This is a genomic window from Rhodosalinus sp., from assembly GCF_046542825.1.
GTDB lineage: Bacteria > Pseudomonadota > Alphaproteobacteria > Rhodobacterales > Rhodobacteraceae > Rhodosalinus.
Genome location: NZ_JBKHAQ010000011.1, coordinates 13,463 through 34,940, shown reverse-complemented (window position 1 = coordinate 34,940; position 21,478 = coordinate 13,463). Strand labels below are relative to the sequence as shown.

At 66.1% G+C, this 21,478-nt stretch carries 18 protein-coding genes; 7 read left to right on the top strand and 11 right to left on the bottom strand.

Annotated features, from left to right (window positions below):
• Nucleotides 1-78 precede the first annotated feature (78 nt).
• Complete coding sequence (locus ACLFOB_RS02950; RefSeq protein ID WP_410924797.1) at nucleotides 79-729, top strand: helix-turn-helix domain-containing protein; 651 nt, start codon at nucleotides 79-81, stop codon at nucleotides 727-729.
• Nucleotides 730-763: 34 nt separating this feature from the next.
• Here the strand turns inward: ACLFOB_RS02950 and ACLFOB_RS02945 are convergent, their stop codons facing one another.
• The 4 genes from ACLFOB_RS02945 to ACLFOB_RS02930 form a co-directional block, all read right to left on the bottom strand.
• Nucleotides 764-1,831 carry a heme-dependent oxidative N-demethylase family protein gene (locus ACLFOB_RS02945; protein WP_410924796.1) on the bottom strand — a complete coding sequence of 356 codons (1,068 nt, stop codon included), beginning with the start codon at nucleotides 1,829-1,831 and terminating at the stop codon, nucleotides 764-766.
• Between the two features lie 11 nt (nucleotides 1,832-1,842).
• Complete coding sequence (locus ACLFOB_RS02940) at nucleotides 1,843-2,829, bottom strand: PDR/VanB family oxidoreductase (protein ID WP_410924794.1); 987 nt, start codon at nucleotides 2,827-2,829, stop codon at nucleotides 1,843-1,845.
• Complete coding sequence (gene dmmA / locus ACLFOB_RS02935; RefSeq protein WP_410924792.1) at nucleotides 2,826-3,434, bottom strand: dimethylamine monooxygenase subunit DmmA; 609 nt, start codon at nucleotides 3,432-3,434, stop codon at nucleotides 2,826-2,828. Before dmmA ends, ACLFOB_RS02940 begins: the two co-directional genes overlap by 4 nt.
• A 71-nt stretch (nucleotides 3,435-3,505) precedes the next feature.
• A complete protein-coding gene (locus ACLFOB_RS02930) occupies nucleotides 3,506-4,651 on the bottom strand; it encodes an aminomethyltransferase family protein (RefSeq protein WP_410924791.1) in 1,146 nt (381 codons plus the stop codon).
• Nucleotides 4,652-5,714: 1,063 nt separating this feature from the next.
• Here ACLFOB_RS02930 and ACLFOB_RS02925 point away from each other — a divergent pair.
• The 4 genes from ACLFOB_RS02925 (at nucleotide 5,715) to glnT (ending at nucleotide 10,112) form a co-directional block, all read left to right on the top strand.
• A complete protein-coding gene (locus ACLFOB_RS02925; RefSeq protein WP_410924790.1) occupies nucleotides 5,715-6,644 on the top strand; it encodes a class II glutamine amidotransferase in 930 nt (309 codons plus the stop codon).
• Nucleotides 6,645-7,322 carry a protein GlxC gene (locus ACLFOB_RS02920; protein ID WP_410924788.1) on the top strand — a complete coding sequence of 226 codons (678 nt, stop codon included), beginning with the start codon at nucleotides 6,645-6,647 and terminating at the stop codon, nucleotides 7,320-7,322.
• 11 nt (nucleotides 7,323-7,333) lie between these two features.
• Nucleotides 7,334-8,680, top strand: a complete 1,347-nt coding sequence (locus ACLFOB_RS02915; RefSeq protein WP_410924786.1) for an FMN-binding glutamate synthase family protein — start codon at nucleotides 7,334-7,336, stop codon at nucleotides 8,678-8,680.
• A 103-nt stretch (nucleotides 8,681-8,783) separates the two neighbouring features.
• Nucleotides 8,784-10,112, top strand: a complete 1,329-nt coding sequence (gene glnT, locus ACLFOB_RS02910) for a type III glutamate--ammonia ligase (RefSeq protein WP_410924785.1) — start codon at nucleotides 8,784-8,786, stop codon at nucleotides 10,110-10,112.
• A 301-nt stretch (nucleotides 10,113-10,413) separates the two neighbouring features.
• On the opposite strand, the gene ACLFOB_RS02905 is transcribed toward glnT, so the two are convergent.
• The 6 genes from ACLFOB_RS02905 to ACLFOB_RS02880 form a co-directional block, all read right to left on the bottom strand.
• Nucleotides 10,414-10,704 (bottom strand): hypothetical protein, encoded by a 291-nt coding sequence (locus ACLFOB_RS02905; protein WP_410924783.1) that lies wholly within the window; start codon nucleotides 10,702-10,704, stop codon nucleotides 10,414-10,416.
• 44 nt (nucleotides 10,705-10,748) lie between these two features.
• Entirely contained in the window at nucleotides 10,749-13,118 is a 2,370-nt protein-coding gene (gene tdm, locus ACLFOB_RS02900) for a trimethylamine-oxide aldolase Tdm (RefSeq protein ID WP_410924781.1), read from the bottom strand.
• A 132-nt stretch (nucleotides 13,119-13,250) separates the two neighbouring features.
• Nucleotides 13,251-14,135: a bifunctional 5,10-methylenetetrahydrofolate dehydrogenase/5,10-methenyltetrahydrofolate cyclohydrolase gene (locus ACLFOB_RS02895; RefSeq protein WP_410924779.1), complete on the bottom strand. Its 885-nt coding sequence runs from the start codon at nucleotides 14,133-14,135 to the stop codon at nucleotides 13,251-13,253.
• The gene (gene folD / locus ACLFOB_RS02890) at nucleotides 14,132-15,034 is read right to left on the bottom strand and encodes a bifunctional methylenetetrahydrofolate dehydrogenase/methenyltetrahydrofolate cyclohydrolase FolD (RefSeq protein WP_410924777.1); all 903 of its coding nucleotides are present in this window, start codon (nucleotides 15,032-15,034) and stop codon (nucleotides 14,132-14,134) included. Before folD ends, ACLFOB_RS02895 begins: the two co-directional genes overlap by 4 nt.
• A gap of 109 nt (nucleotides 15,035-15,143) precedes the next feature.
• A complete protein-coding gene (locus ACLFOB_RS02885) occupies nucleotides 15,144-16,820 on the bottom strand; it encodes a formate--tetrahydrofolate ligase (RefSeq protein WP_410924775.1) in 1,677 nt (558 codons plus the stop codon).
• A 39-nt stretch (nucleotides 16,821-16,859) separates the two neighbouring features.
• Complete coding sequence (locus ACLFOB_RS02880) at nucleotides 16,860-17,012, bottom strand: hypothetical protein (protein WP_410924773.1); 153 nt, start codon at nucleotides 17,010-17,012, stop codon at nucleotides 16,860-16,862.
• Nucleotides 17,013-17,872: 860 nt separating this feature from the next.
• Between ACLFOB_RS02880 and ACLFOB_RS02875 the strand changes: the two genes are divergently transcribed.
• Together ACLFOB_RS02875 and ACLFOB_RS02870 are read left to right on the top strand one after the other, a co-directional pair.
• Nucleotides 17,873-19,303, top strand: a complete 1,431-nt coding sequence (locus ACLFOB_RS02875) for an ammonium transporter (protein ID WP_410924771.1) — start codon at nucleotides 17,873-17,875, stop codon at nucleotides 19,301-19,303.
• A 127-nt stretch (nucleotides 19,304-19,430) separates the two neighbouring features.
• Nucleotides 19,431-20,150, top strand: a complete 720-nt coding sequence (locus ACLFOB_RS02870; protein ID WP_410924770.1) for a FadR/GntR family transcriptional regulator — start codon at nucleotides 19,431-19,433, stop codon at nucleotides 20,148-20,150.
• Between the two features lie 6 nt (nucleotides 20,151-20,156).
• On the opposite strand, the gene ACLFOB_RS02865 is transcribed toward ACLFOB_RS02870, so the two are convergent.
• On the bottom strand, nucleotides 20,157-21,458 hold the full coding sequence (locus ACLFOB_RS02865; protein WP_410924768.1) for an ABC transporter substrate-binding protein: 1,302 nt from the start codon (nucleotides 21,456-21,458) through the stop codon (nucleotides 20,157-20,159).
• Nucleotides 21,459-21,478 lie beyond the last annotated feature (20 nt).

The window sequence follows — 21,478 nt, the reverse complement described above, 5'->3', positions numbered from 1 at the left end:
ATTTATTGACAGGAATGCTGGCTGGAGTCATCGCGTTGCCGACAGAGTGCCGACGTTTCAACAGTCCGAGGATCCAATATGACAGCATCCGATGCCCCTGCAACGACCAGGCTCCGGCAGGACCCGCACAGGACCAAGGAGGACCGCGAGAAGGTGCTCGAGGTGGCCATCGGGCGGGAGATCCGCGCCTTCCGCAAGCAGCAGGGCATCACGGTGGCCGAACTGTCGAAACTGACGGAGCTATCCATCGGCATGCTGTCCAAGATCGAGAACGGCAACACCTCGCCGTCTCTGACCACGCTGCAGACGCTGGCCAACGCGCTGTCGGTTCCCCTGACCGCGTTCTTCCGAGGCTACGAGGAGAACCGCGAGGCGATCCTGACCAAGGCCGGCCAGGGCGTGGAGATCGAACGCGAAGGCACGCGGGCCGGCCATCAATACAACCTGCTGGGCCATATCGGATCCAATTCCAGCGGCGTGATCGTGGAGCCCTACCTTCTGACTCTGACCAGCGAGTCCGACACTTTCAAGACCTTCCAGCATGGCGGGATCGAGATGATCTACATGCTGGAAGGCAAGGTCGACTACCTGCACGGCAAGACGATCTATCCGCTGGAACCGGGCGACACGCTGTTTTTCGACGCCGACGCCCCGCACGGGCCTGAGCGGTTGGTGGAACTGCCGATCCGGTACCTCTCGATCATCTGCTATCCGCAGCATAAGGCCTGATTGTGACGGACCGCGACCGGCGCGGTCCGATCCTTCATTTCTGCAGCGGCGGTTCGGTGTCGAGATCCGGCCACACACCAGGCGAGGTGGGCAGACCGTCGTCATGCCGGGCGAGATAGTCCAGCATCAACGGCCGGTTGGCGATGAACCCCTTGTAGGTCGCCAGTTCATCCGGCAGGTCGCGGATCACCCGATGCAGGCGGCGGCCCCATTTCGGCACCGTCACGATGTCTTGGAACGCGATCAGGTAGCAGCGGATCGGGAACAGCAGCGCGTTCGAGCGCGGCAGGCGGTAGAAGGTCTGCAATTCGACCCGCAGATGCTGCTTGGCGCCGATGTTCTCGGGCGTGAGCGTCGTCTTCTGGACGCCCCATTTGTGATAGTTCTCGGGGCTGGTGTCGAGCCGCGGGTTCACCGTCATCGTCCAGTTGAGCCGCCGCGCGGGCGCGCCCTGCTGGATGTTGAGCAGGAATTTCAGCGCACGCTTGAAGATGCCCATCTCGTGCGCCAGCGGCACGGGTGCGTGCCACTCGAAGAAATCCATCCCGATGTCGAAATCGAGGCTCCAGTCGGCCTGCGTCGTCACCATGCCCGCGTCCATGTAGAGCATGTCGCCCCGCTGATCGAGCACAACGTAATCGCCCTGCGCCTGCCGGGTGATGTATTCCAGCGGCCCGCAGGGCAGCGTGGTCTCGTCGAGGAAGGTGAAGCTGTGGTCGATGCCGAGCGGCTTGTTGATCCAGCGCCAGCGGTTGCCGTCGCGGTGCAGCTCGAACAGTTCCGGGTAATCCTCTGACTTGGACACCATGACGAGTTCCAGCGTGTCCCAGCCGGCCAGCGTCATGTGCGGCAGCGACTGACAGCGCAGCGGATCCTCCGCGAGCACGATGGCACGGTCCTCCATCTCCGAGACATAGTGTTCGTCCACGTCGAAGCGTTTCTCGTAGACCGACCCTTCGGGTCCGCCGCGATGCTGCTCCATGTTAACGGAATACATGTAGCTGTCTTCGTGGAACGGGAACGGGAAGCGTCTGATCGCCCAGTCCGAGTTGCGGAAGGAGTAATCGTCGCGGAACGTTTCCTTGTTGAATTGGATCGTCATGGCTTTCTCCCCTACCTGTCCAGAACGAGCGTCGGGCCGACGAAGCGGCTGACGCAGGGCATGATCTTCCGGCCGCTGGCGTGGTCTTCCTCGTCCAGCCAGTGGTCGCGATGATCGAAGCGTCCGTCGGCCTCGATCACGTCGGTCTCGCACTGCCCGCAGGCGCCGCCGCGGCAGAGGAAGGGCGCATCGACCCCGCAGCGCTCCATCGCCTCGAGAAGGCTCTCGTTTTCGCCGACCTTTATGACGATGTCGGACTTGCAGAGCCGGACCTCGAAGGGCTTGCCCGGCTGGGGCGCCAGAAACTCCTCCGAGTGCACGTTCTCGGCCGGCCAGCCATGCGCCTCCGCCGTCCGGTGCACCCATTCGATCATTCCCTTGGGTCCGCAGACATAGACATGCGTGCCGAGCGCCTGGCCATCCAGCAGATCCTCCAGCGCGATGGCCTGGCCCTCTTCGTCGTAATGGACATGCACGCGGTTGCGATGCCGGGCGACGAGATCATCCGCATAGCTGGCCAGTGCGCGGGAGCGGGCAGCATAATGCAGCTCCCACGTCCCGCCCATGTGTTCCAGCTGGGCGATCATCGCCATGAAGGGCGTGATCCCGATGCCCCCGGCGATGAAGACATGCTTGCGCGCGCGGAGATCCAGCGGGAAGAGGTTCACCGGGTAGCTCAATACCATACGGTCGCCGACCTTGACCTTGGTGTGGAGGAAAAGCGATCCTCCACGCCCTTGGTCGTCCCGGCGCACGGAAATCGCGTAACGCGACGTGTCGGCCGGATCGGACATCAGCGAATAGGGGTTCAGCCGTGTGCGGTCGCCGTCCTGCATCTCCACCACCGTATGGGCGCCTGCTGAGAAGGGCGGAAAGGGCTGGCCGTCGCTGCGCACGAATTCGAACCGGGTGACGAGTTCGTTCACGCGCACGATGGCATCGACAGTGACGTCGATCTTCTCGGCGCCGGCCTTGGCTTTCTGGGGCGCTGCGCTCATGAGTAAAGCTCCCTGGGTTCGGGGACGTTTCCGGGATCCTCGGCATCGACGCACACGCCCTGGAAGGCCGCCAGCCGGCGCGAGTAGTGATCCCGCACGAAAAGGTTGAGCCCGCAATGTGCGCAGGTGAAGGGATCGGTCGTCACATCCTCCGTGATGCCCTTGCAATGCACGCATTGCATCCGGCGCGCGACGGAGCCGCGATGCTCGGTCTGGATGGCGGTATGTGGGATGCCCGCGGCCATGGCCTCGTTCTGAGCCTGGCCGATCAGCCCCTCGGTGCCGGCAAGGTAGACCTGCAGGCCCATGTGCGCATCCGACAGCACGCGGCGGATCCGGGATACCGAGGCCGGATAGCTCGGCCCCACGTGCAGCTGTGCGGGCCGGGCGGCGCGGAGCTTGTCGGCATAGGTCTCGCCCGTCCCTTTCGGGATGTAGATGACATGCGCCTTCGCGAAGAGGGCGGCATCCTGCGCGTGCAGGTCGAGCAGCGCCTCGGCCCCTTCCGCGTCGGCGATCATCAGATGCGCCTTGCCGGGCCGGGGCGCGAGCGTGCCGTAGACGGGACGGCTGCGAATGCTCTCGGGGAACTGGAATCTGGACATCGTTGCGGTCCCTCCGTTGGGTCTGAGCCGGGGATGGGAGGCGCCGCCCGTGCGGGGCGGCGCCCGAAGCGTCAGCCTTTCGCGGTGCGGATGGACTTGTCCTTGTCGTAGAACGGCATTTCCTCCGCCACGCAGGGAATCTCCGTGCCGTCCTCGTTGCGCACGGTCAGCTTCGTGCCGGGCTTGGCGCAGTCCACCGGCATCCGTGCGATGCCGACATTGTGGTCGTTGAGCTCCGAATGCATGCCGAAGGTCACGACGCCGACCGGTTCGCCGTCCTTCAGCAGCTCGGCCCCCATATCCGCCGGCGTGGTGCCCTCCAGCTTGACGCCGTAGATCTTGAACCGCTCCTTGCCCTTCAGCGCGTAATGGTTCTCCGCCCCGCGGAAACCCGTCTTGCCGGGCGAGACGGTGAAGTCGAGACCCAGCTCCCACAGCGAATCCCCTGCCGGCTGGTCCGGAAAGGGATAGGTCTCCGAATTGTCGCCGGGATAGAACAGCAGGTAGCTTTCCGTCCGCAGCAGATCCAGCGTGGAGAACTGCACCGGCCGCACGCCCATGTCCTTGCCGTCCTCCAGGATCGCATCCCACAGGTCGATCGCGTGCCGGCCCTGGCAGAAGATCTCGTAGCCCCGCTCCCCGGTATACCCGGTGCGGGAGATCATCACCGGCTTTTCGAAGAGCTTCGTCTGCACTATGCCGAAATAGGCCAGATCCCGGATGCCCGGAACGTGCCTGGCCAGCAGGTCGACGGCGACCGGGCCCTGCAGCGACATGTCGTGCAGATCGTCGTCGAAGATCATCGAGACGTTCTTGCCGTAGGCCGCCATGGCAAGGCTTTCGTGCCCCGTGCCCGTGCCATGCACCAGCAGCCAGTCGTTGACCGAGATGCGGTAGATCACGCAGTCGTCGATGAAGAGCCCGCGGTCGTCAAGCATCGTGGCATAGACGGCCCGGCCCGGCATGATCTTGTCCACGTTGCGCGTCGTGGCGCGGTCGATCACCGCCGCAGCGTGCGGACCGGCGAGGTGGATCTTCTTGAGACCGGACACGTCCATGAGACCCGCCCTTGTTCGGACCGCCTCGTAATCCGCCTTCGCCCGCTCGTCGGAATGGTCGTAGAACCAAGCGGTTCCCATGCCGTTCCAGTCCTCGAGTTCTCCGCCGATCTCGGCATGCCGCGGCGCCAGCGCCGAGGTTCTGTAGATGATCGCCATGTATGACCTCCCTCTTCGTTCTATCGGACCATTTCAGAGCATTTGGTCCCATACAGACCCAACCTCGAACGCAAATCAACATTTTCGTTCATAATTTTTTCCTACAGGGAAATTATCGGGCCGCTGCCTCGACCGGCGCCTTTCAGACGTGCAGTCGCGGCGAGGAGGCAAGAATTTTCATCACCGTGCAGATGTCGCGCCGGGCGCCCTCGCCCCATGGCGCCGCACGCCGACGCAAGACCCCGGAGGGATTCGAGATCTGCCGGCAAATCCGGCAAACCGATGTCGATATTCGAGCGGCTCAGTCCTCTGGGTGCGGACGGCGTTGAAGCACTCGTCCAGTCTTTGGGGCCGCCTGCGGGAAGGCCGCGCTTGTTCGGCGGTTAAACTACTGCTTCTATTTGGCAATTCCATACACGCGCCACTTGCGAATTGCGTTCCGCGCGGCAGGATCGCCGGACGCCTCCTGCGCGTCCCGTCTTGCGCCGCCGGGACCGGAAGATGCGCGATGCGGCCCGGCGCCTGCCGCGAGACGGCTTTCGCGCTCGTCCTGGCGAATCGCCCGACCGACCGGGCGGCCAGCCGGCCCGGCGCAACCGCGGAGGGCTGTGCCAAGGTATCGGACGCAGCGATCGAACCGGTTCCATCTTCGGTGCGTCGGGCGCACGCGGTTTTTAATTGGTTCACTCCGGTCGACCGTCAGCGCCGCCCGGATCCGGCGCTGTCGCAGATGGATAGCCCGGGCTCTTCCGTCTCGATGCGGGCGGGCCGCGCGTGTTTCCCGTTGGCGCCGGAGGTTGCGCCTGCCTCGGTCTGAGGCCGGGGCCTCCGCCGGGCAAACCGGGCCCGGCGGGACGGAGCCGCGCTCCGCGCAGCCCCGGGCGCAGCGCACGGTCGCGCTCATGCCGTGTGCCACCGAAGCGCTCCGGCCACATCGCCCCGGAATGATTCATGGGCAACATTACCTAGGAGTAAAATTATTTTCTTGTGAGTTGATATGACGCATGTCGCGTGCTAGGTGGCGGAATGAGCCACGAGGCAGAATCGGAAAGGAGCGGACGGGATGTGCGGGATCGTTGGGTTGTTCCTGAAAGACAGAGCACTGCAGCCGCGGCTGGGGGCGTTGCTGGCGGAGATGCTGGTGACGATGACGGATCGCGGGCCCGACAGCGCGGGGATCGCGATCTACGGCGCCGAGGACGCGGCGCGGGCCAGGCTCGTGGTACAGTCCGACGCGCCCGACACGGCCTTCGAGGGGCTGGAGGCGCGGCTCGGCGCGGCGCTGGGCGGGCCCGTCGCGGTGACGCGGCGCGACAGCCACGCGGTGCTGCGGGTCGCGCGCGGGCAGGAGGAGGCGGCGCGCGCGGCCCTGGCCGCGCTCGACCCCGCGCTCCGGGTGATGTCGGTGGGCGACACGCTGGAGATCTACAAGGAGGTGGGCCTGCCCGCGGACGTGGCGACGCGCTTCGACATCGCCTCCATGGCCGGCAGCCACGGCATCGGGCACACCCGCATGGCCACCGAATCCGCCGTCACGACGCTGGGCGCGCACCCGTTCAACACCGGGCCCGACCAGTGCCTCGTGCATAACGGGTCGCTCTCCAACCCCAACACCCTGCGCCGCCGCCTGCAGCGCGAGGGGCTGCGCATCGAGACGATGAACGACAGCGAGGTGGCCGCCGCCTACCTGACCTGGCAGATGCGCCGCGGCGCCACGCTGGGCGCGGCGCTGGAGCGCGCGCTCGACGATCTCGACGGGTTCTTCACCTTCGTGGTGGGCACCAAGGACGGCTTCGGCGTGGTGCGCGACCCCATCGCCTGCAAGCCCGCGGTGATGGCCGAGACCGAGCGCTACGTCGCCTTCGGTTCGGAATACCGGGCGCTGGTGAACCTGCCCGGCATCGACGAGGCGAAAGTGTGGGAGCCCGAGCCCGCCACCGTCTATTTCTGGACGCACGAGACAACCGACAGCACCGACAAGAGGGCCGCGTGAATGCAGACCTATGATCTGGAAGCCGAGGGGCTGCGGGGTCTGAACGCCGCGCTGCATGCCCAGAGCGCCGAGACCAACCAGACCCGCTGGGAAGTGATCAACCCGCGCGGCAGCCACGCCATCGCGGTCGGGCTCGACGCGCCCATCGAAGTCGCGGTGAAGGGCTCGACGGGCTATTACTGCGCCGGCATGAACAAGCAGGCGACCGTGCGCGTGATGGGCTCCGCCGGCCCCGGCGTGGCGGAGAACATGATGTCCGGCACCGTGGTGATCGAGGGCGACGCGTCGCAATACGCCGGCGCCACCGGGCGCGGCGGCACGCTTGTCATCAAGGGCAACGCCGCCTCGCGCTGCGGGATCTCGATGAAGGGCATCGACATCGTCGTGCATGGCAACGTGGGCCACATGTCGGCCTTCATGGCGCAGTCGGGCAACCTCGTGGTCTGCGGCGACGCGGGCGAGGCGCTGGGCGATTCCATTTACGAGGCGCGGCTCTTCATCCGCGGCTCGGTCAGGTCTCTCGGCGCGGACTGCATCGAGAAGGAGATGCGGCCCGAGCACCTGAAGATCCTGGGCGATCTGCTGGAGCGTGGCGGCTGCAACGCCAGGCCCGAGGAGTTCCGCCGCTACGGCTCGGCCCGGCAGCTCTACACGTTCAAAGTCGACAACGCCTATTGAGGACCCAAGCGATGAAAGATCTCGAGGAGAACGGCCCCCCGCAGACGGTCCCGATCCAGTCGGCGACCTTCTCCAACCCGATCAATGCCGAGATCCGCCGCGCCGCGGCGACCGGCATCTACGACATTCGCGGCGGCGGCGCGAAGCGGCGTGTGCCGCATTTCGACGACCTGCTCTTTCTCGGCGCTTCGGTCTCGCGCTACCCGCTCGAGGGCTATCGCGAGCGCTGCAACACGAAGGTGACGCTCGGAACGCGCTTCGCGAAGAAGCCCATAGAGCTCGACATACCCATCACCATCGCCGGCATGTCCTTCGGCGCGCTCTCCGGACCCGCCAAGGAGGCGCTGGGCCGCGGCGCCTCGCTCGCCGGCACCTCCACCACCACCGGCGACGGCGGCATGACCCCCGAGGAGCGCGGCCATTCCACCAAGCTCGTCTACCAGTACCTGCCCTCGCGCTATGGCATGAACCCCGACGACCTGCGCCGCGCCGACGCCGTCGAGATCGTCGTGGGCCAGGGCGCCAAGCCCGGCGGCGGCGGCATGCTGCTGGGCCAGAAGATCTCCGACCGCGTCGCCGAGATGCGCACCCTGCCCAAGGGGATCGACCAGCGCTCCGCCTGCCGGCACCCGGACTGGACCGGGCCGGACGACCTGGAGATCAAGATCCTGGAGCTGCGCGAGATCACCGGCTGGGAGAAGCCGATCTACGTCAAGCTGGGCGGCACGCGGCCCTATTACGACGTGGCGCTGGCGGTGAAGGCGGGCGCCGACGTGGTCGTGCTCGACGGGATGCAGGGCGGTACCGCGGCGACGCAGGAGGTCTTCATCGAGCATGTGGGCCTGCCGACGCTCGCCTGCATCCGCCCCGCCGTGCAGGCGCTGCAGGATCTGGGGATGCACCGGGAGGTCCAGCTCATCGTCTCGGGCGGCATCCGCAGCGGCGCCGACGTGGCCAAGGCGCTGGCGCTCGGCGCCGACGCGGTGGCCATCGGCACCGCGGCGCTGGTGGCGCTCGGCGACAACGACCCGCGCTGGGAAGAGGAGTACCGCAAGCTCGGCACCACCGCCGGCGCCTATGACGACTGGCACGAGGGGCGGGATCCGGCGGGCATCACCACCCAGGACCCGGAACTCGCCGCGCGGCTCGACCCGGTCGATGCCGGCCGGCGGCTGCGCAACTATCTCAACGTGATGACGCTGGAGGCGCAGACCATCGCGCGGGCCTGCGGCCACAACGACCTGCGCAACCTCGAACCGGAGGATCTCTGCGCACTGACCATGGAGGCGGCGGCCATGGCGCAGGTGCCGCTCGCCGGCACCGACTGGTGGCCGGGCAAGACCGGCGCCGCGTTCTGACGGGCAAGCGGGGCGCGGCCGGGAGAGGTCCGCGCCCCTTCCGTTTGCGACACGACACAACAAGGGAACAGACATCATGCAGATGCACAACAGGGAACAGGACATGACGATCGACCTCGCGGAATTCGCCCGCGCGCGCGACGTGAAGTATTTCATGATCTCCTTCACCGACCTCTTCGGCGGCCAGCGCGCCAAGCTGGTCCCGGCCCAGGCCATTGCCGACATGCAAGCCGACGGCGCGGGCTTCGCCGGCTTCGCCACCTGGCTCGACATGACGCCCGCGCATCCCGACATGCTGGCGGTGCCCGACCCGGCCTCGGTCACCCAGCTGCCCTGGAAACCCGAGGTCGCCTGGGTCGCCGCCAATTGCGTCATGGAGGGTCGCGACGTCGAACAGGCCCCGCGCAACGTGCTGCGCCGCCTGATCGCCGAGGCCGCCGCCGAGGGGCTGCATGTCAAGACCGGGATCGAGGCGGAGTTCTTCCTGCTCACCCTCGAGGGCGACCGGATCTCCGATCCCTACGACACCGCCGCCAAGCCCTGCTACGACCAGCAGGCAGTGATGCGCCGCTACGACGTGGTCGCCGAGATCTGCGACTACATGCAGGAGATGGGCTGGAACCCCTATCAGACCGACCACGAGGACGCCAACGGCCAGTTCGAGATGAACTGGGATTTCGACGACGTGCTGCGCACCGCCGACAAGCATTCCTTCTTCAAGTTCATGGTCAAGTCGGTGGCCGAGAAGCACGGGCTGCGCGCCACCTTCATGCCCAAGCCCGTCGAGGGGCTGACCGGTAACGGCTGCCACGCCCACGTCTCGGTCTGGGACGCGCCGGGCACCGCCGCCACCACCAACGTCTTCGCCGGCGCGGGCGACGGCCCCACCGGCGAGGTCGGCCTCTCGGAACGCGGAAAGCATTTCCTCGGCGGCATCATGAAGCATGCCAGCGCGCTCGCCGCCATCACCAACCCCACCGTCAACAGCTACAAGCGTATCAACGCGCCGCGCACCCTGTCGGGCGCCACATGGGCCCCCAACTCCGTGACCTGGACGGGCAACAACCGCACCCACATGGTCCGCGTGCCGGGCCCCGGCCGGTTCGAGCTGCGCCTGCCCGACGGCGCCGCCAACCCCTATCTGCTGCAGGCCGTCATCATCGCCGCGGGCCTCTCCGGCATCCGCTCCAAGGCCGATCCCGGCAAGCGCCACGACATCGACATGTATGCCGAGGGCGACAAGGTCCGGGGCGCGCCGAAGCTGCCTCTCAACATGCTCGACGCGCTCCGTGAATACGACCGGGACAAGGCCCTCAAGGCGGTCATGGGCGAGGCGTTCTCTGCCTCCTACATCAAGATGAAGATGCAGGAATGGAACTCCTTCGTCACGCATTTCAGCCACTGGGAACGCGAACACACCCTCGACATCTGAACCGGACGCAGGGCCGTCAAGCGGCTTCGAAGCCGCTTGAGCCCGCCCGTGCGACCGGCGGCTATCCCGCCTCCCTGCTGGACCGCAATGAACGCAATGCGGCGCTGCGGCTTGCCGGCGACCCCTTCGGCACCGCCGCGACGGGCACCAAATGTCGCGGATATCCACGTCCCGCTGCCGGGCCAGGCGCCGCCTCACGGCGCCTGGCCCCGCATGTCATCGACCAGCATGAGGGCAGCGCGCCGCAAGATCGCGCGGACCTTGTCGACCGCGTCGCCCTGCAGGCCGCACGCGTCCACCGTCACGTCGAACGTGTCGAGCCGGAGCAGCGCGTCTGCCTCCCGAAACGGCGCATGGCCGTGGATTTCGTGCGGGTCATCTGGCCGGCGCGTTCCCGGTAATGGGCCCGCCCGCCAAGGAATCCGGACAGGAACTCGAACTGCGCCTGCCATGAGTGGTCCGGCCCATGGCCGCGGAAATGGAGCCGGTGCAGGGGACAGCCCTTCGGAGCGGTCTCTATCCGGTCATGGAAGGCATCGACAAGGTCGCGGAGCATGGCCTCGCCGCCGATGGCGGCCAGCGCGGATTGCATGCCCTAGGCTTTCCGGACCGGGTGGTGCGGGGCCTTGACGGGGATCAAGACCGCGGCCGCGTCTTCTGGGGGTCGTAATGCGACAGCGGCACGATGGTGGCCGGCAGTCGCTTCTGGTGGCCGTCGAGCTTGCCGATTTCCACCTGCGTACCGACCTCGTGATGGGCGACGTCCACCCGCGCCAACGCGATGTTCCTGCCGAGGATGGGCGAGCGCATGGAGGACGTCACCTCTCCGATCTGCGCGCGGCCGATATGCACGCAATCGCCGTGGCCCACCGCGACCTTGCTGTCGATATCCAGCCCCACCATCTTTCGCGCCGGATGCTCCTTGCGCCGGATCAGCGCCTCGCGACCGATGAAGTCGTCCATCTTCGATTTGAGCGGCACGGTGAAGCCGATGCCGGCCTCGAAAGGATCCGTCTGGTCGGAAAAATCGTAGCCCGCAAAGATCAGCCCCGCCTCGATCCGCACCATGTCGAGCGCCTCGAGCCCCATGGGGGTCAGCCCGTGATCCTTGCCGGCCTCCCATACGGCGTCGAAAACCTCGCCCGCGTGCTTGGGATGGCAGAAGATCTCGTAACCGAGTTCTCCGGTATAGCCGGTGCGGCTGACCACCACCGGAATGCCCTGATCGTCCCCGATCCGCGCAGGCGTGAAGCGGAACCAGACGAGGTCCTCGAAATTCGGCTGGTGCGGCGCGGTCCAGATGATCTTCTTCAGCAGGTCCCGGCTCTCCGGTCCCTGCACGGCAATGTTGTGCTGCATGTCGGTGGAGGAGCGCACGAGCACCTTGAGGCCCAGCTCCTCGGCCTTTTCCCGGATCCATTCGCCGCCGTAGTCGGAGCCGCCGATCCAGCGGAAATTGTCCTGACCGAGCCGGAAGACGGTTCCGTCGTCGATCATGCCGCCATGCGGATAGCACATCGCGGTATAGACCACGCCGCCGACCGGCAGCGTCTTCATGTTGCGGGTGAAGACGTACTGGCAGAGCGCCTCGCTGTCCGGGCCGGTGATCTCGAACTTGCGCAGCGCACTCAGGTCGAGCACGACGCATTTCTCGCGGCAGGCATGGTATTCCTGGATCGGCCCGGCCGTCGCCATGGAACCGGCCAGCCAGAAGCCGTTATACTCCACGAAATTCTCGGTGAACCGGGCGAACCGGTCGTGAAAGCCTGTTTCCTTGGTCATCTTCGCTTCCGCGTCGGGGGTGGGCCGGTATGCGACCGCCCGTGAAAACTTTTCCTGTCCGCTGTATGTGCGCACGTGAATGTCGGTGGGGTTCCAGCCATTGGCGGCCGTCGTGTCGTCCGGGCAGGCGGAACTGACGCAGACCAGATCGGTCAGCGCGCGCAGGAGGACGTAGTCTCCGGGCCGCGACCACGGTTCGTCGGAATACATCACGCCATGCTCGTCGAGCCCGGTGTTGAAGAAGAAGTTGATGGCCATCCAGCCCTTGCGCCCCGTAACCCCGTGCGGCGCCAGCGCGGCGTTGAAGTTGTCCGAGCAGTTCACGTGGCCGGGATAGCCGATATCGTCGTAATACTTCGCCGAACAGGCCAGGGCGAAGGCATCGTGCCGCCCGCAGGTATCCTGAATGACCTCGACCAGCGGCAGCATGTCCTGGTCGTAGTATTTCGCGTGCAGCCCCGGCATCGGGTAGGCGCGTTCCATGAGCGTGCGCGTGGTGGTCACGTCGAGCGCATGCTCGATCCCCTGGTCGAGCTTGCGCGCGGCGAAGCACTGGAAATCCGTGCATTGCCGGCCATCGACATCGAGGATCTGGATATAGTCGCCGGCCTTGACGAAATAGGCCTCCGCCGTTGCCGAATGCACCCGGATATCCGCCACCGGATCGGCCAGCGGATCGGGCAGCTCGAACCGCGCGACGTTCCGGATCGTCGCGCGGCGGACATGAACGGTCAGCGGTGTCGCGGTGTCCTGGGTCTCGAAATCCATGATCCCGCCGGGGGCGGCGATGATGGCGACACCCTCGCGCGTGACGGTGAAGCTTTCCGAGGTTCTGGCGGGGGTTTCGCGGCCGAAGAGATGCACCGCCCGGGCTTTCGACAGGTCCAGACCGCGTGCCTCGAGCCCCATGCGCAAGCTGCGCAGCGACCGGTCGTCCGAGGTCAGAAGCGCCTGAAGGCCGGTCGGCGCCCCCTGCTCCGTCGCACCGATCAGGCCGGGATCGAAGTGCCCGGCGGTATCGGCGCAGACGATCTCGCACGGCTGGCCGCCTTCGGTGTTCTCGACCTCAAGCCGGTCGCCTGCCTCCAGCCGGACAAGGATTGCGCCCGCGCCTTCGACGACATACCGCTCCGTTCCGGGCGGCAAGGAGAAGAGCCGCGGCTGCACGATCGTGCTCGGTTTCGGCGGACCCGGCACCACGTCCGGGTATCGTGTTTCCAGCATGCATCCCCTCCGGCATTTGAATTTCAGGAATTTTTATTTATTTTAAAGAATATCCCTGACCGATATCCCGCGCAAGATCGGTGTTGCACAGAAGGTGCCGGAACACGCGCGCTCTGCCGCCCTGCTCCGCCATCAGCCGATCCAGCCCGCCGCCTGCTGACGTTCATGGGCGCGCATGGCATTGCGGAAAAGGATCGCCACCGTGACAGGCCCGACCCCGCCCGGCACCGGCGTGATCCAGCCCGCGACCTCCCTGACGGCGTCGGTGTCGACATCTCCCACGATGTCGATCTTTCCATCCGCCGCGGTGACCTGGTTGATCCCGATATCGACCACCACCGCGCCCGGCTTGACCATGTCCGCGCCGATGAGATGCGGCTTGCCCACCGCCACGATCACCACGTCCGCGCGCCGCGAATGCATCGCGACCGAGCGCGTCATGTGATGGCAGACGGTCACGGTCGCGCCCTCGGCCATCAGCATGTTGGCGGCAGGTTTGCCCACGATCTCGGAATGCCCGACCATGACGACCTCCAGCCCCTGCATCGCGAGGCCGGTGGACCGGATCAGCTCGACCGCCGCCGCGGCCGTGCAGGGCGCCATGGCCACGTCGTTGTAGACGATATTGCCGATCGAGGCGGGATTCATGCCCTCCACGTCCTTGAGGGGATGGATGGCGGATTGCAGCGAGCGCACGTTGATATGCCCCGGCACAGGGCGCTGCAGGATGATGCCCAGGACGTCCGGATCGTCGTTCATCTCGTGGATCAGCGCCTTGCACGCGTCCTGCGTGATGTCCGGGCTCCAGAGTTGCTGGTCGAAGGGCAGCCCGACTGCGGCCGCAGCCCGCGCCTGGTTGCGTACATAGACCATGATCTCGGGCACGTTGCCGATCGAGATCGAAACCAGCCTGCCGATCCGTCCGGCCCGGTTCACATAGGCCGACACCTCGGACAGGATCCGCTCGCGGACCGGCTTGCCCAGAAGAAGGCGCGGATCGTGCAGCGCCACGTTCACGGGATCATCCCTTCGGGCTCGGGCAGGGCGTTTGCGCGGCAGCAGGCGGTGAGTGTGTTGGCAAGCAGACAGGCGATGGTCATCGGGCCGACGCCGCCCGGCACGGGCGTGATGGCGCCCGCGACCGCGGCGCAGCTCTCATAATGGCAATCGCCGACGAGCCGGGTCCTGCCCTCGCCCTTCTCGGGCGCCGCCACGCGGTTGATGCCCACGTCGATCACCGTGGCGCCCGGCTTGATCCAGTCGCCCGGAACCATCTCGGGCCGGCCCACCGCCGCCACCAGGATATCGGCGCGGCGCACCACCTCCGAAAGATCCCGCGTGCGCGAATGCGCGGTCGTCACGGTGCAACTCTCGCCCAGCAGCAGTTGCGCCATCGGCTTGCCGACGATGTTGGACCGTCCGATCACCACCGCCTCCTTCCCCGTCAGAGACCCGTGATGGTCCCGCAGCATCATCAGGCAGCCCAGCGGCGTGCAGGGCACCATGCCTTTCTGCCCCGTGCCCAGCAGCCCCACATTCGAGACGTGGAACCCGTCCACGTCCTTGGCCGGGTCGATCGCGTTGATCACCAGGTCCGGATCAAGATGTTCCGGCAGCGGCAGCTGCACGAGGATCCCATGCACCGCCGGATCCGCGTTCAGCCGGTCGATCAGCCCCAGCAACTCCTGCTCGGAGCTGTCCTCCGCCAGCCGGTGCTCGAAGGAGGCCATGCCGACCTCCAACGTCATCTTCCCCTTGGAGGTCACGTAGACCTGGCTCGCCGGGTCCTTGCCCACCAGAACGACCGCAAGGCCCGGGGTGATCCCCTTCTCCTCCGTCAGCCGCGCGACATGGGCCGCCACACTGTCCCGCACCCGGGCCGCGAAGGCCTTTCCGTCGAGGATCGTCGCTGTCATGTCCGTCTCCCTGCGCCTGCCCTGCACGGGCCGCGCCCGTCTTCGTTTTCCGTTGCCGCCCGGCGCGCGAACGCGGCTGGCCGCGTCCGCGCGCCGCGGCGAGACCACCCTAGAACAGGCCCTCGATCTGGCCTTCCGAGTTAAGGCGGATGTTCTGCGCCGCCGGCGCCTTCGGCAGTCCGGGCATGGTCATGATCTCGCCGCAGATCGCGACGACGAAGCCCGCACCCGCGGAGATCCGCACCTCCCGCACCGGGATGTCGAAGCCTTCCGGCGCGCCGCGCCGGTGCGGATCGGTGGTGAAGGAATACTGCGTCTTGGCCATGCAGACCGGCAGGCTGCCATAGCCCTGCGCCTCCCAGGCCTTCAGCTGCGCGCGAATCGGCGCCGGGATGGTCACCGTCTCGGCGCGGTAGATGCGTCTGGCGATGGTCTCGATCTTCTCGGCGAGCCCCATCTCGTCGGAATAGAGCGTCCGGAACTCAGCCTCGCCCTTCTCGGCCACCTCGACCACCTTGCGGGCCAGATCCGCCGAGCCTTCCGAGCCCAGCTCCCAGTGCCGCGACAGCACGGCCTCGGCGCCCTTCGATGCGACGAAATCCTTGATGGCCGCAACCTCAGCATCGGTATCGGTCACGAAATGGTTGATCGCCACCACGACCGGCACGCCGAAGCCCTTCACGTTCTCGATGTGGCGGCCGAGATTGGCGCAGCCCGCCTTCACCGCCTCTACGTTCTCCGCGCCCAGATCGGCCTTGGCCACGCCGCCGTTCATCTTCATCGCCCGCACGGTCGCCACCACAACCACCACAGACGGCGCGAGCCCCGCCTTGCGGCACTTGATGTTCATGAACTTCTCGGCACCAAGGTCGGCGCCGAAGCCCGCCTCCGTCACCACGTAGTCGCAGAGCTTGAGTGCCGTGGTCGTCGCGATGACCGAGTTGCAGCCATGCGCGATGTTGGCGAAGGGGCCGCCGTGCACGAAGGCGGGGTTGTTCTCCAGCGTCTGCACGAGGTTGGGCTGCATCGCGTCTTTCAGCAGCACCGTCATCGCGCCCTCGGCCCCGATATCGCGGCAATAGACCGGGGACTTGTCGCGCCGGTAGGCCACGATCATGGCGCCCAGCCGCTCCTCGAGATCCCTGAGGGTCTTCGCCAGGCACAGGATCGCCATGACCTCCGAGGCCACGGTGATGTCGAAGCCTCCCTCGCGCGGGAAGCCGTTGGCCACACCGCCCAGCGACAGCGTCACCTGCCGCAGCGCACGGTCGTTCATGTCCACGACGCGCCGCCAGGCCACGCGGCGGATGTCGATGTCGAGCTCGTTGCCCCAGTAGATGTGGTTGTCGATCATCGCCGCCAGCAGGCTGTGCGCGGCGGTTATGGCGTGGAAATCGCCGGTGAAATGCAGGTTCATGTCCTCCATCGGCACCACCTGCGCGCGCCCGCCTCCGGCCGCGCCGCCCTTCATCCCGAAATTGGGCCCCAGCGAGGCCTCGCGGATACAGACCATCGCGTTCTTGCCGATCGCGTTCAGCCCGTCGCCCAGACCCACCGTCGTCGTCGTCTTGCCCTCGCCCGCCGGCGTCGGGTTGATCGCCGTCACCAGCACCAGCCGGCCGTTGGGCCGGTCCTGCACACCGTCGATGAACGCCTGGCTCACCTTCGCCTTGTCATGCCCGTAGGGCAGCAGATGCTCTGCCGGGATCCCCAGACGGTTCCCGATCTCCTGGATCGGCTTCTTTTGCGCCTCCCGCGCTATCTCGATGTCGCTCTTGTAGGCCATCACTGTCTCTCCTGTCGTGTGTGTGTGTTTGTGTCGCGGTCATCCCGCGGGGGTCTGGTGGGCCGCCCTGACGCGGGCGGCGGAGTGTTTGAACCCGGGGATCTTTCCGAAAGGGCCGAGGTCGGGGTTGATGAGGATGTTGGCGGCGGCCTCGACATAGGCGAAGGGCAGGAAGACCGCACCGGCGGCCACCGCCGATCACGATGGCGGGGTCGGCATTCTCGATCTCGTTGAAGGTATCCCATGCGGGGCGTGCGCAGCACGCGGAACTTCGCGCGATCGTGACCGTTCTCCAGCGCCTTCAGCAGCGCCTCGGATCTGGCGCGTTCGCGGGAGAGCGATCCGCAGACCCGGTCCTTGGGATCGGGCGGCGACGCCTCGTCCCCGCGGACCGGATAGAAACCGGCGTAGAAGGTGGCAAGCGCCCGCAGATGCGCCGCCGGGATATGCCCCTTCGCGTCCTGGATCAGGTGCAGATACTCGATCAGCAGATCCCGCCGCCGCGGCCTGTCTGCCGGAAGCGCCCGAACCGCGGCTTGGACCCGCCTCCGCCAGCTGAGGTCCCTCCGGCGTCTTCCGGCCCTCCCCTTCAGACCGCCCCGCAGACCAGATGCCTGTATCGTCCAGTGACATGCGCGATTCCCCTTCCGACAAACGAGTTTGCCCGAAATCTATTCCCGATAATCAATTTTTATTCCTGTCAGTCAAGGCCAAAATCCTGCGCGACGCTGCCGGGCCAACTTCGCCCAACGAAGCGGCACGCTTGGTGCACCCTCAAAGCAAACCCCTTATTGTCAGACGCTTAGGATGACATCCTTGCCAAGGCGTAACCGCCTCGTCGTGGCGCATTTTCGCTCGAAAGACGTTCTGCTGCCTGAAATCTGAGAAACAAAGTTTCTCATGGGTAAAAAACTTGTTTCCACAGCACCAATTTTTCTCCAACATCATACCACGGTGCCGCAACAGGCCCGAAAAGGTCGGATTGGTCCGGGGAGGTCACGCGCCATGTCGGGCGGATCTGCAAGCAAAAAACGGAAACAAGGGAGAAGACCATGTCACCTGAAGAGACCGCCTTCTACGCGGAACAAGTCACGCTCAACTCACTGGTTCAGAACCTGCTCTATGGTTCAGGCACGGTGGGCGCCATCCTCGTGGTGGTCGGACTGCTGCTGATCGACGCCGGAACCGCACGGCGGAGGAATCTGTTCAACTCGACGATCGAGAAGACGCTCGGCTTCTTCCTCGGCTTCGCGACCTACTACGTGATCGGCTTCGGCCTCTGGGCGGCACAGTATTATGTCATGGTCGACGCGACGATCATGGATTCGGTGCGCGACTGGTGGCTGGGCGGCGGCATGACCAACGCGCTCGCGCAGGAGGTCGACCCGGCGGTCTTCCCCGGGCTGAACACCTTCCAGATCTTCGTGTTCTTCCTCGCGGTCTTCGCGGGCATCATCAACGTCCTTCTGCACTTCTCGGTCTCCGAGCGGATGACGGCGCCGGCCTATTACGTGACCTGCGTGGTGGCGACGGTCGTGTCCTCCTATCTCAGCTTCGCGACCTGGGGCTCGGTCGGGCCGCTGACGAATGCCGGCTTCCACGACTTCTTCGGCGTAGGCTTTGTCTATCTCTTCCCCGCCGGCATGGCGCTGGTCTTCACGCTGCGCCTCGGCGCGCGTCCGGGCATGATGTCGGCGCATCCGCGCGTGACGGCCTATCTCGCCCCCAGCATCGGCCTTTGCGCACCGGGCCTGCTGATGATCTTCGCGGGCCTGCCGATGGTCATCCTGTCCTGCCTGTTCTTCTTCGATCCCGAAGCGCTCGCGGTCAGCGTCACGATGGCGGATACCAGCGTCGGCGTCGCGATCAACAACTACGCGCTGACCTGGGCCGGCGGCGCGATCACCGGGCTGATCCTCGCCTACCGGTCGGGGAACCACGCCTATACGCTGCTGGGACCGCTCGCGGGCTATGTCGCCGGCGCCTCGGGCTTCGATGTCTGGATGCCCTGGCAGGCCTTCCTTCTCGGCCTTGCGGCGCCCTTTGCGGCCTTCCTCGTCTACGAGTTCACGCTCAAGCGCGGCATCGACGAGCACAAGCTCTTCCCGCTCTTCCTGGGCAGCGGCATCTTCGGGATGGTCGTTCTGGGCATCGTCAAGGCCGGCACACCGCGCGGCGGCTACCTTGGCGTCGAGGAAGGCGCCTATGCGTTTCAGCACGGCGCGATCTCGCTCGGCATGCAGCTTGTCGGCGTGGCGGCTTGCGTCGGCGCCGGTGTCGTGACCGCGGCGGTGCTGTCGCTGATCCTCGAGAACACGATCGGCATGCGCGTCAGCGAAGACGACCAGATCGACGGGCTGGATCGGAAGGTCTGGGACCTCGAGGCGGATGTGCTTACTCATGCGGACAACATGCCGGTGACGGCACCTGCGGCCCTCACGCCCGAGCGCGGTCCGATCCCGGCCGGCGGCGCCGCCACCTGAGCACAGCGCATGCCGCAACGGGCCCCGGCTTCGGCCGGGGCCTTCGGCATGCCTCGCTCGAACTTGCGGCGGCGCGGCTTCTCGCCCATATACGCCGCATTGCAGCGAAAGCGGGGCCCACACCCGAATGGCCAAGACATCGAATGCCGATCTTCCGGTCGGCCAGAGCCTGGGCGAAACCGTGCGGATCGTCGTCGATACCCTGACCGCGCGGATCCAGGCCGGCAACTACCCCACGGATTCGCGCCTGCCCAGCGAACGCGCCCTGGCGGCCGAACTCGGCGTGTCCCGGAACACGCTGCGCGATGCCCTGGACGTTCTTGAACAACGCAAGATGGTGCGGCGCCGGCAGGGCAGCGGCAGTTTCGTGATCTTCCAGTCCGACCACCTCGATGCACCGCTGCCGGGTTCGGTCGGCGAACGCACAAGCCCTCTCGACCACCTCATCGTGCGCTCGATCATCGAACCGGAGATGGTCCGCCTTGCCGTCATGAACATGACACCCAAGGAACTCGACGCCCTGGCTTGCATCGTGGCCCGCATCGAGGCCGTGCGCACGGATCTCAACGAATTCACCCGCTGCGAGGAAGAATTCTATCGCTGCGTGGCCAGGGCCACCCGCAATCCGTTGCTCGAATCCTGTTACGAGCTGACCATCGAGGTCTGCCGGCAGAGCTTTCGCACCGCGCTGATGCGCAAGCACCTGACCCCCGGCCGTATCCAGGACTATCAGACGCGGTTCAACTCGCTGTTCAACGCGATCGCCACGCGCGATGTCGAAGCCGCGGTCGAGATCATCAAGCTGCACCTTGTGGAAGAACAGAAGCTCTTCCTGCACCACGACTGATCCGGGTCACTCCGCAAGCGCGCGGCTGGTCAGATCGATAGGACGGCCGCCGGCCTCGACGCGCTGCTGCCAGAGCTGACCGACGCGCTGCATGTGCCGGCGCAACAGGTCCTCGTGCCGCTCCAACCAGCCGGGAATCGACTCGAACGCCTGGATGCGCGCCTTGCCGTCCTGCAGCGCCACCACCGGCCAGTCCCCGATCAGCGCGTTGTCGATGCCGAAGATCGACTCCCCCCACCAGCGGGCCGGGCCGAACGCGTGGGTCACATGCTCCATCTGCTTCATCGTGGCCAGCACCGAGACGGGATGCACCGAGCTGACCTTTTCGACTGCAGCCTGCCAGATATCGAGGATCGCGACGTATTCCCAGCTCACCGCGCTCCAGGTGCCGGGATAGCGGGCGTTATATTCCTTGAAGAACGTGCTTGGACGGCTGAAGAAGAACGCTTTGCGCGCGAGCTTGGGATCGTCGAAATCGGGAAACTGGAAGACCGTGCCTTCCAGGAAGTCCGGCGAGGTGCGTGCCACCAACCGCTGGTAGTTGTCCAGCGTGCAGGACAGGATCTGTCCGGCAAATCCCTTTCGGTGCGCGTATTCCGTCATCGCATGCACCATCGGCGTGTAGCTGGTGCACCAGCACAGGATATCGGGCTTGGCGTCCAGCATGGGCTGCACGATCGCCGCGACGTCGGACAAGCCCGGCGCGTATTGCAGGTCCTTGACGACGGCCAGTCCCGCCGCCTCGCAGGCGGCGCGATACGTGGCGATGGACGGCAGCCCCAGTGCATCCTTCTGGCTGCACAACGCCACGCGACGCAGTTCGGGCCGGCTGCGAGCGAGCCACTCCACGCCGGTCACGTTGAAGATGGGATGCACTTCGGAGGGCGCGATCAGGTAGCGGGTGTCGGGCGACAGGTCGCTGGGCAGGAGCGTCGAGGTCAGGATCCTGTTTTCGGACAGGAACCCGCGCAGGGGGGTGAAGGAATCCCCGCCCAGCATCATCAGGAAGCGCACCTGCTCGGTGAGCACGAGATGCCGCGCGCCCTCGACGGCACGGTCGGGATCGTATCCGCAGTCGAAAGGAATGATCCGGACGGGGTAGCGTCGCCCCCCAATCAGCAGACCGCCAGCCGCGTTGACCCAGTCTTCCCACAACCGGCATCCGTTAAGACCAGGCAGACCCCACGAGCTGACCGGGCCGGTCAGTGGTGCGAGAAATCCGATCTTCACGGCTTCCTGCATTCCGACACGGTCGCTCGGAAACAGGGAGGTGACGGCCATGCGATGGGCGAAGCTGGAACTGAGCATGCCAATGCCTATCACCCCTT

Excerpts from the sequence above, each read along its gene's own strand:
- ACLFOB_RS02950 (WP_410924797.1), top strand. The coding sequence starts at position 79 with ATGACAGCATCCGATGCCCCTGCAACGACCAGGCTCCGGCAGGACCCG.
- ACLFOB_RS02945 (WP_410924796.1), bottom strand. The coding sequence starts at position 1,831 with ATGACGATCCAATTCAACAAGGAAACGTTCCGCGACGATTACTCCTTC.
- ACLFOB_RS02940 (WP_410924794.1), bottom strand. The coding sequence starts at position 2,829 with ATGAGCGCAGCGCCCCAGAAAGCCAAGGCCGGCGCCGAGAAGATCGAC.
- dmmA (WP_410924792.1), bottom strand. The coding sequence starts at position 3,434 with ATGTCCAGATTCCAGTTCCCCGAGAGCATTCGCAGCCGTCCCGTCTAC.
- ACLFOB_RS02930 (WP_410924791.1), bottom strand. The coding sequence starts at position 4,651 with ATGGCGATCATCTACAGAACCTCGGCGCTGGCGCCGCGGCATGCCGAG.
- ACLFOB_RS02925 (WP_410924790.1), top strand. The coding sequence starts at position 5,715 with ATGTGCGGGATCGTTGGGTTGTTCCTGAAAGACAGAGCACTGCAGCCG.
- ACLFOB_RS02920 (WP_410924788.1), top strand. The coding sequence starts at position 6,645 with ATGCAGACCTATGATCTGGAAGCCGAGGGGCTGCGGGGTCTGAACGCC.
- ACLFOB_RS02915 (WP_410924786.1), top strand. The coding sequence starts at position 7,334 with ATGAAAGATCTCGAGGAGAACGGCCCCCCGCAGACGGTCCCGATCCAG.
- glnT (WP_410924785.1), top strand. The coding sequence starts at position 8,784 with ATGACGATCGACCTCGCGGAATTCGCCCGCGCGCGCGACGTGAAGTAT.
- ACLFOB_RS02905 (WP_410924783.1), bottom strand. The coding sequence starts at position 10,704 with ATGCAATCCGCGCTGGCCGCCATCGGCGGCGAGGCCATGCTCCGCGAC.
- tdm (WP_410924781.1), bottom strand. The coding sequence starts at position 13,118 with ATGCTGGAAACACGATACCCGGACGTGGTGCCGGGTCCGCCGAAACCG.
- folD (WP_410924777.1), bottom strand. The coding sequence starts at position 15,034 with ATGACAGCGACGATCCTCGACGGAAAGGCCTTCGCGGCCCGGGTGCGG.
- ACLFOB_RS02885 (WP_410924775.1), bottom strand. The coding sequence starts at position 16,820 with ATGGCCTACAAGAGCGACATCGAGATAGCGCGGGAGGCGCAAAAGAAG.
- ACLFOB_RS02875 (WP_410924771.1), top strand. The coding sequence starts at position 17,873 with ATGTCACCTGAAGAGACCGCCTTCTACGCGGAACAAGTCACGCTCAAC.
- ACLFOB_RS02870 (WP_410924770.1), top strand. The coding sequence starts at position 19,431 with ATGGCCAAGACATCGAATGCCGATCTTCCGGTCGGCCAGAGCCTGGGC.
- ACLFOB_RS02865 (WP_410924768.1), bottom strand. The coding sequence starts at position 21,458 with ATGCTCAGTTCCAGCTTCGCCCATCGCATGGCCGTCACCTCCCTGTTT.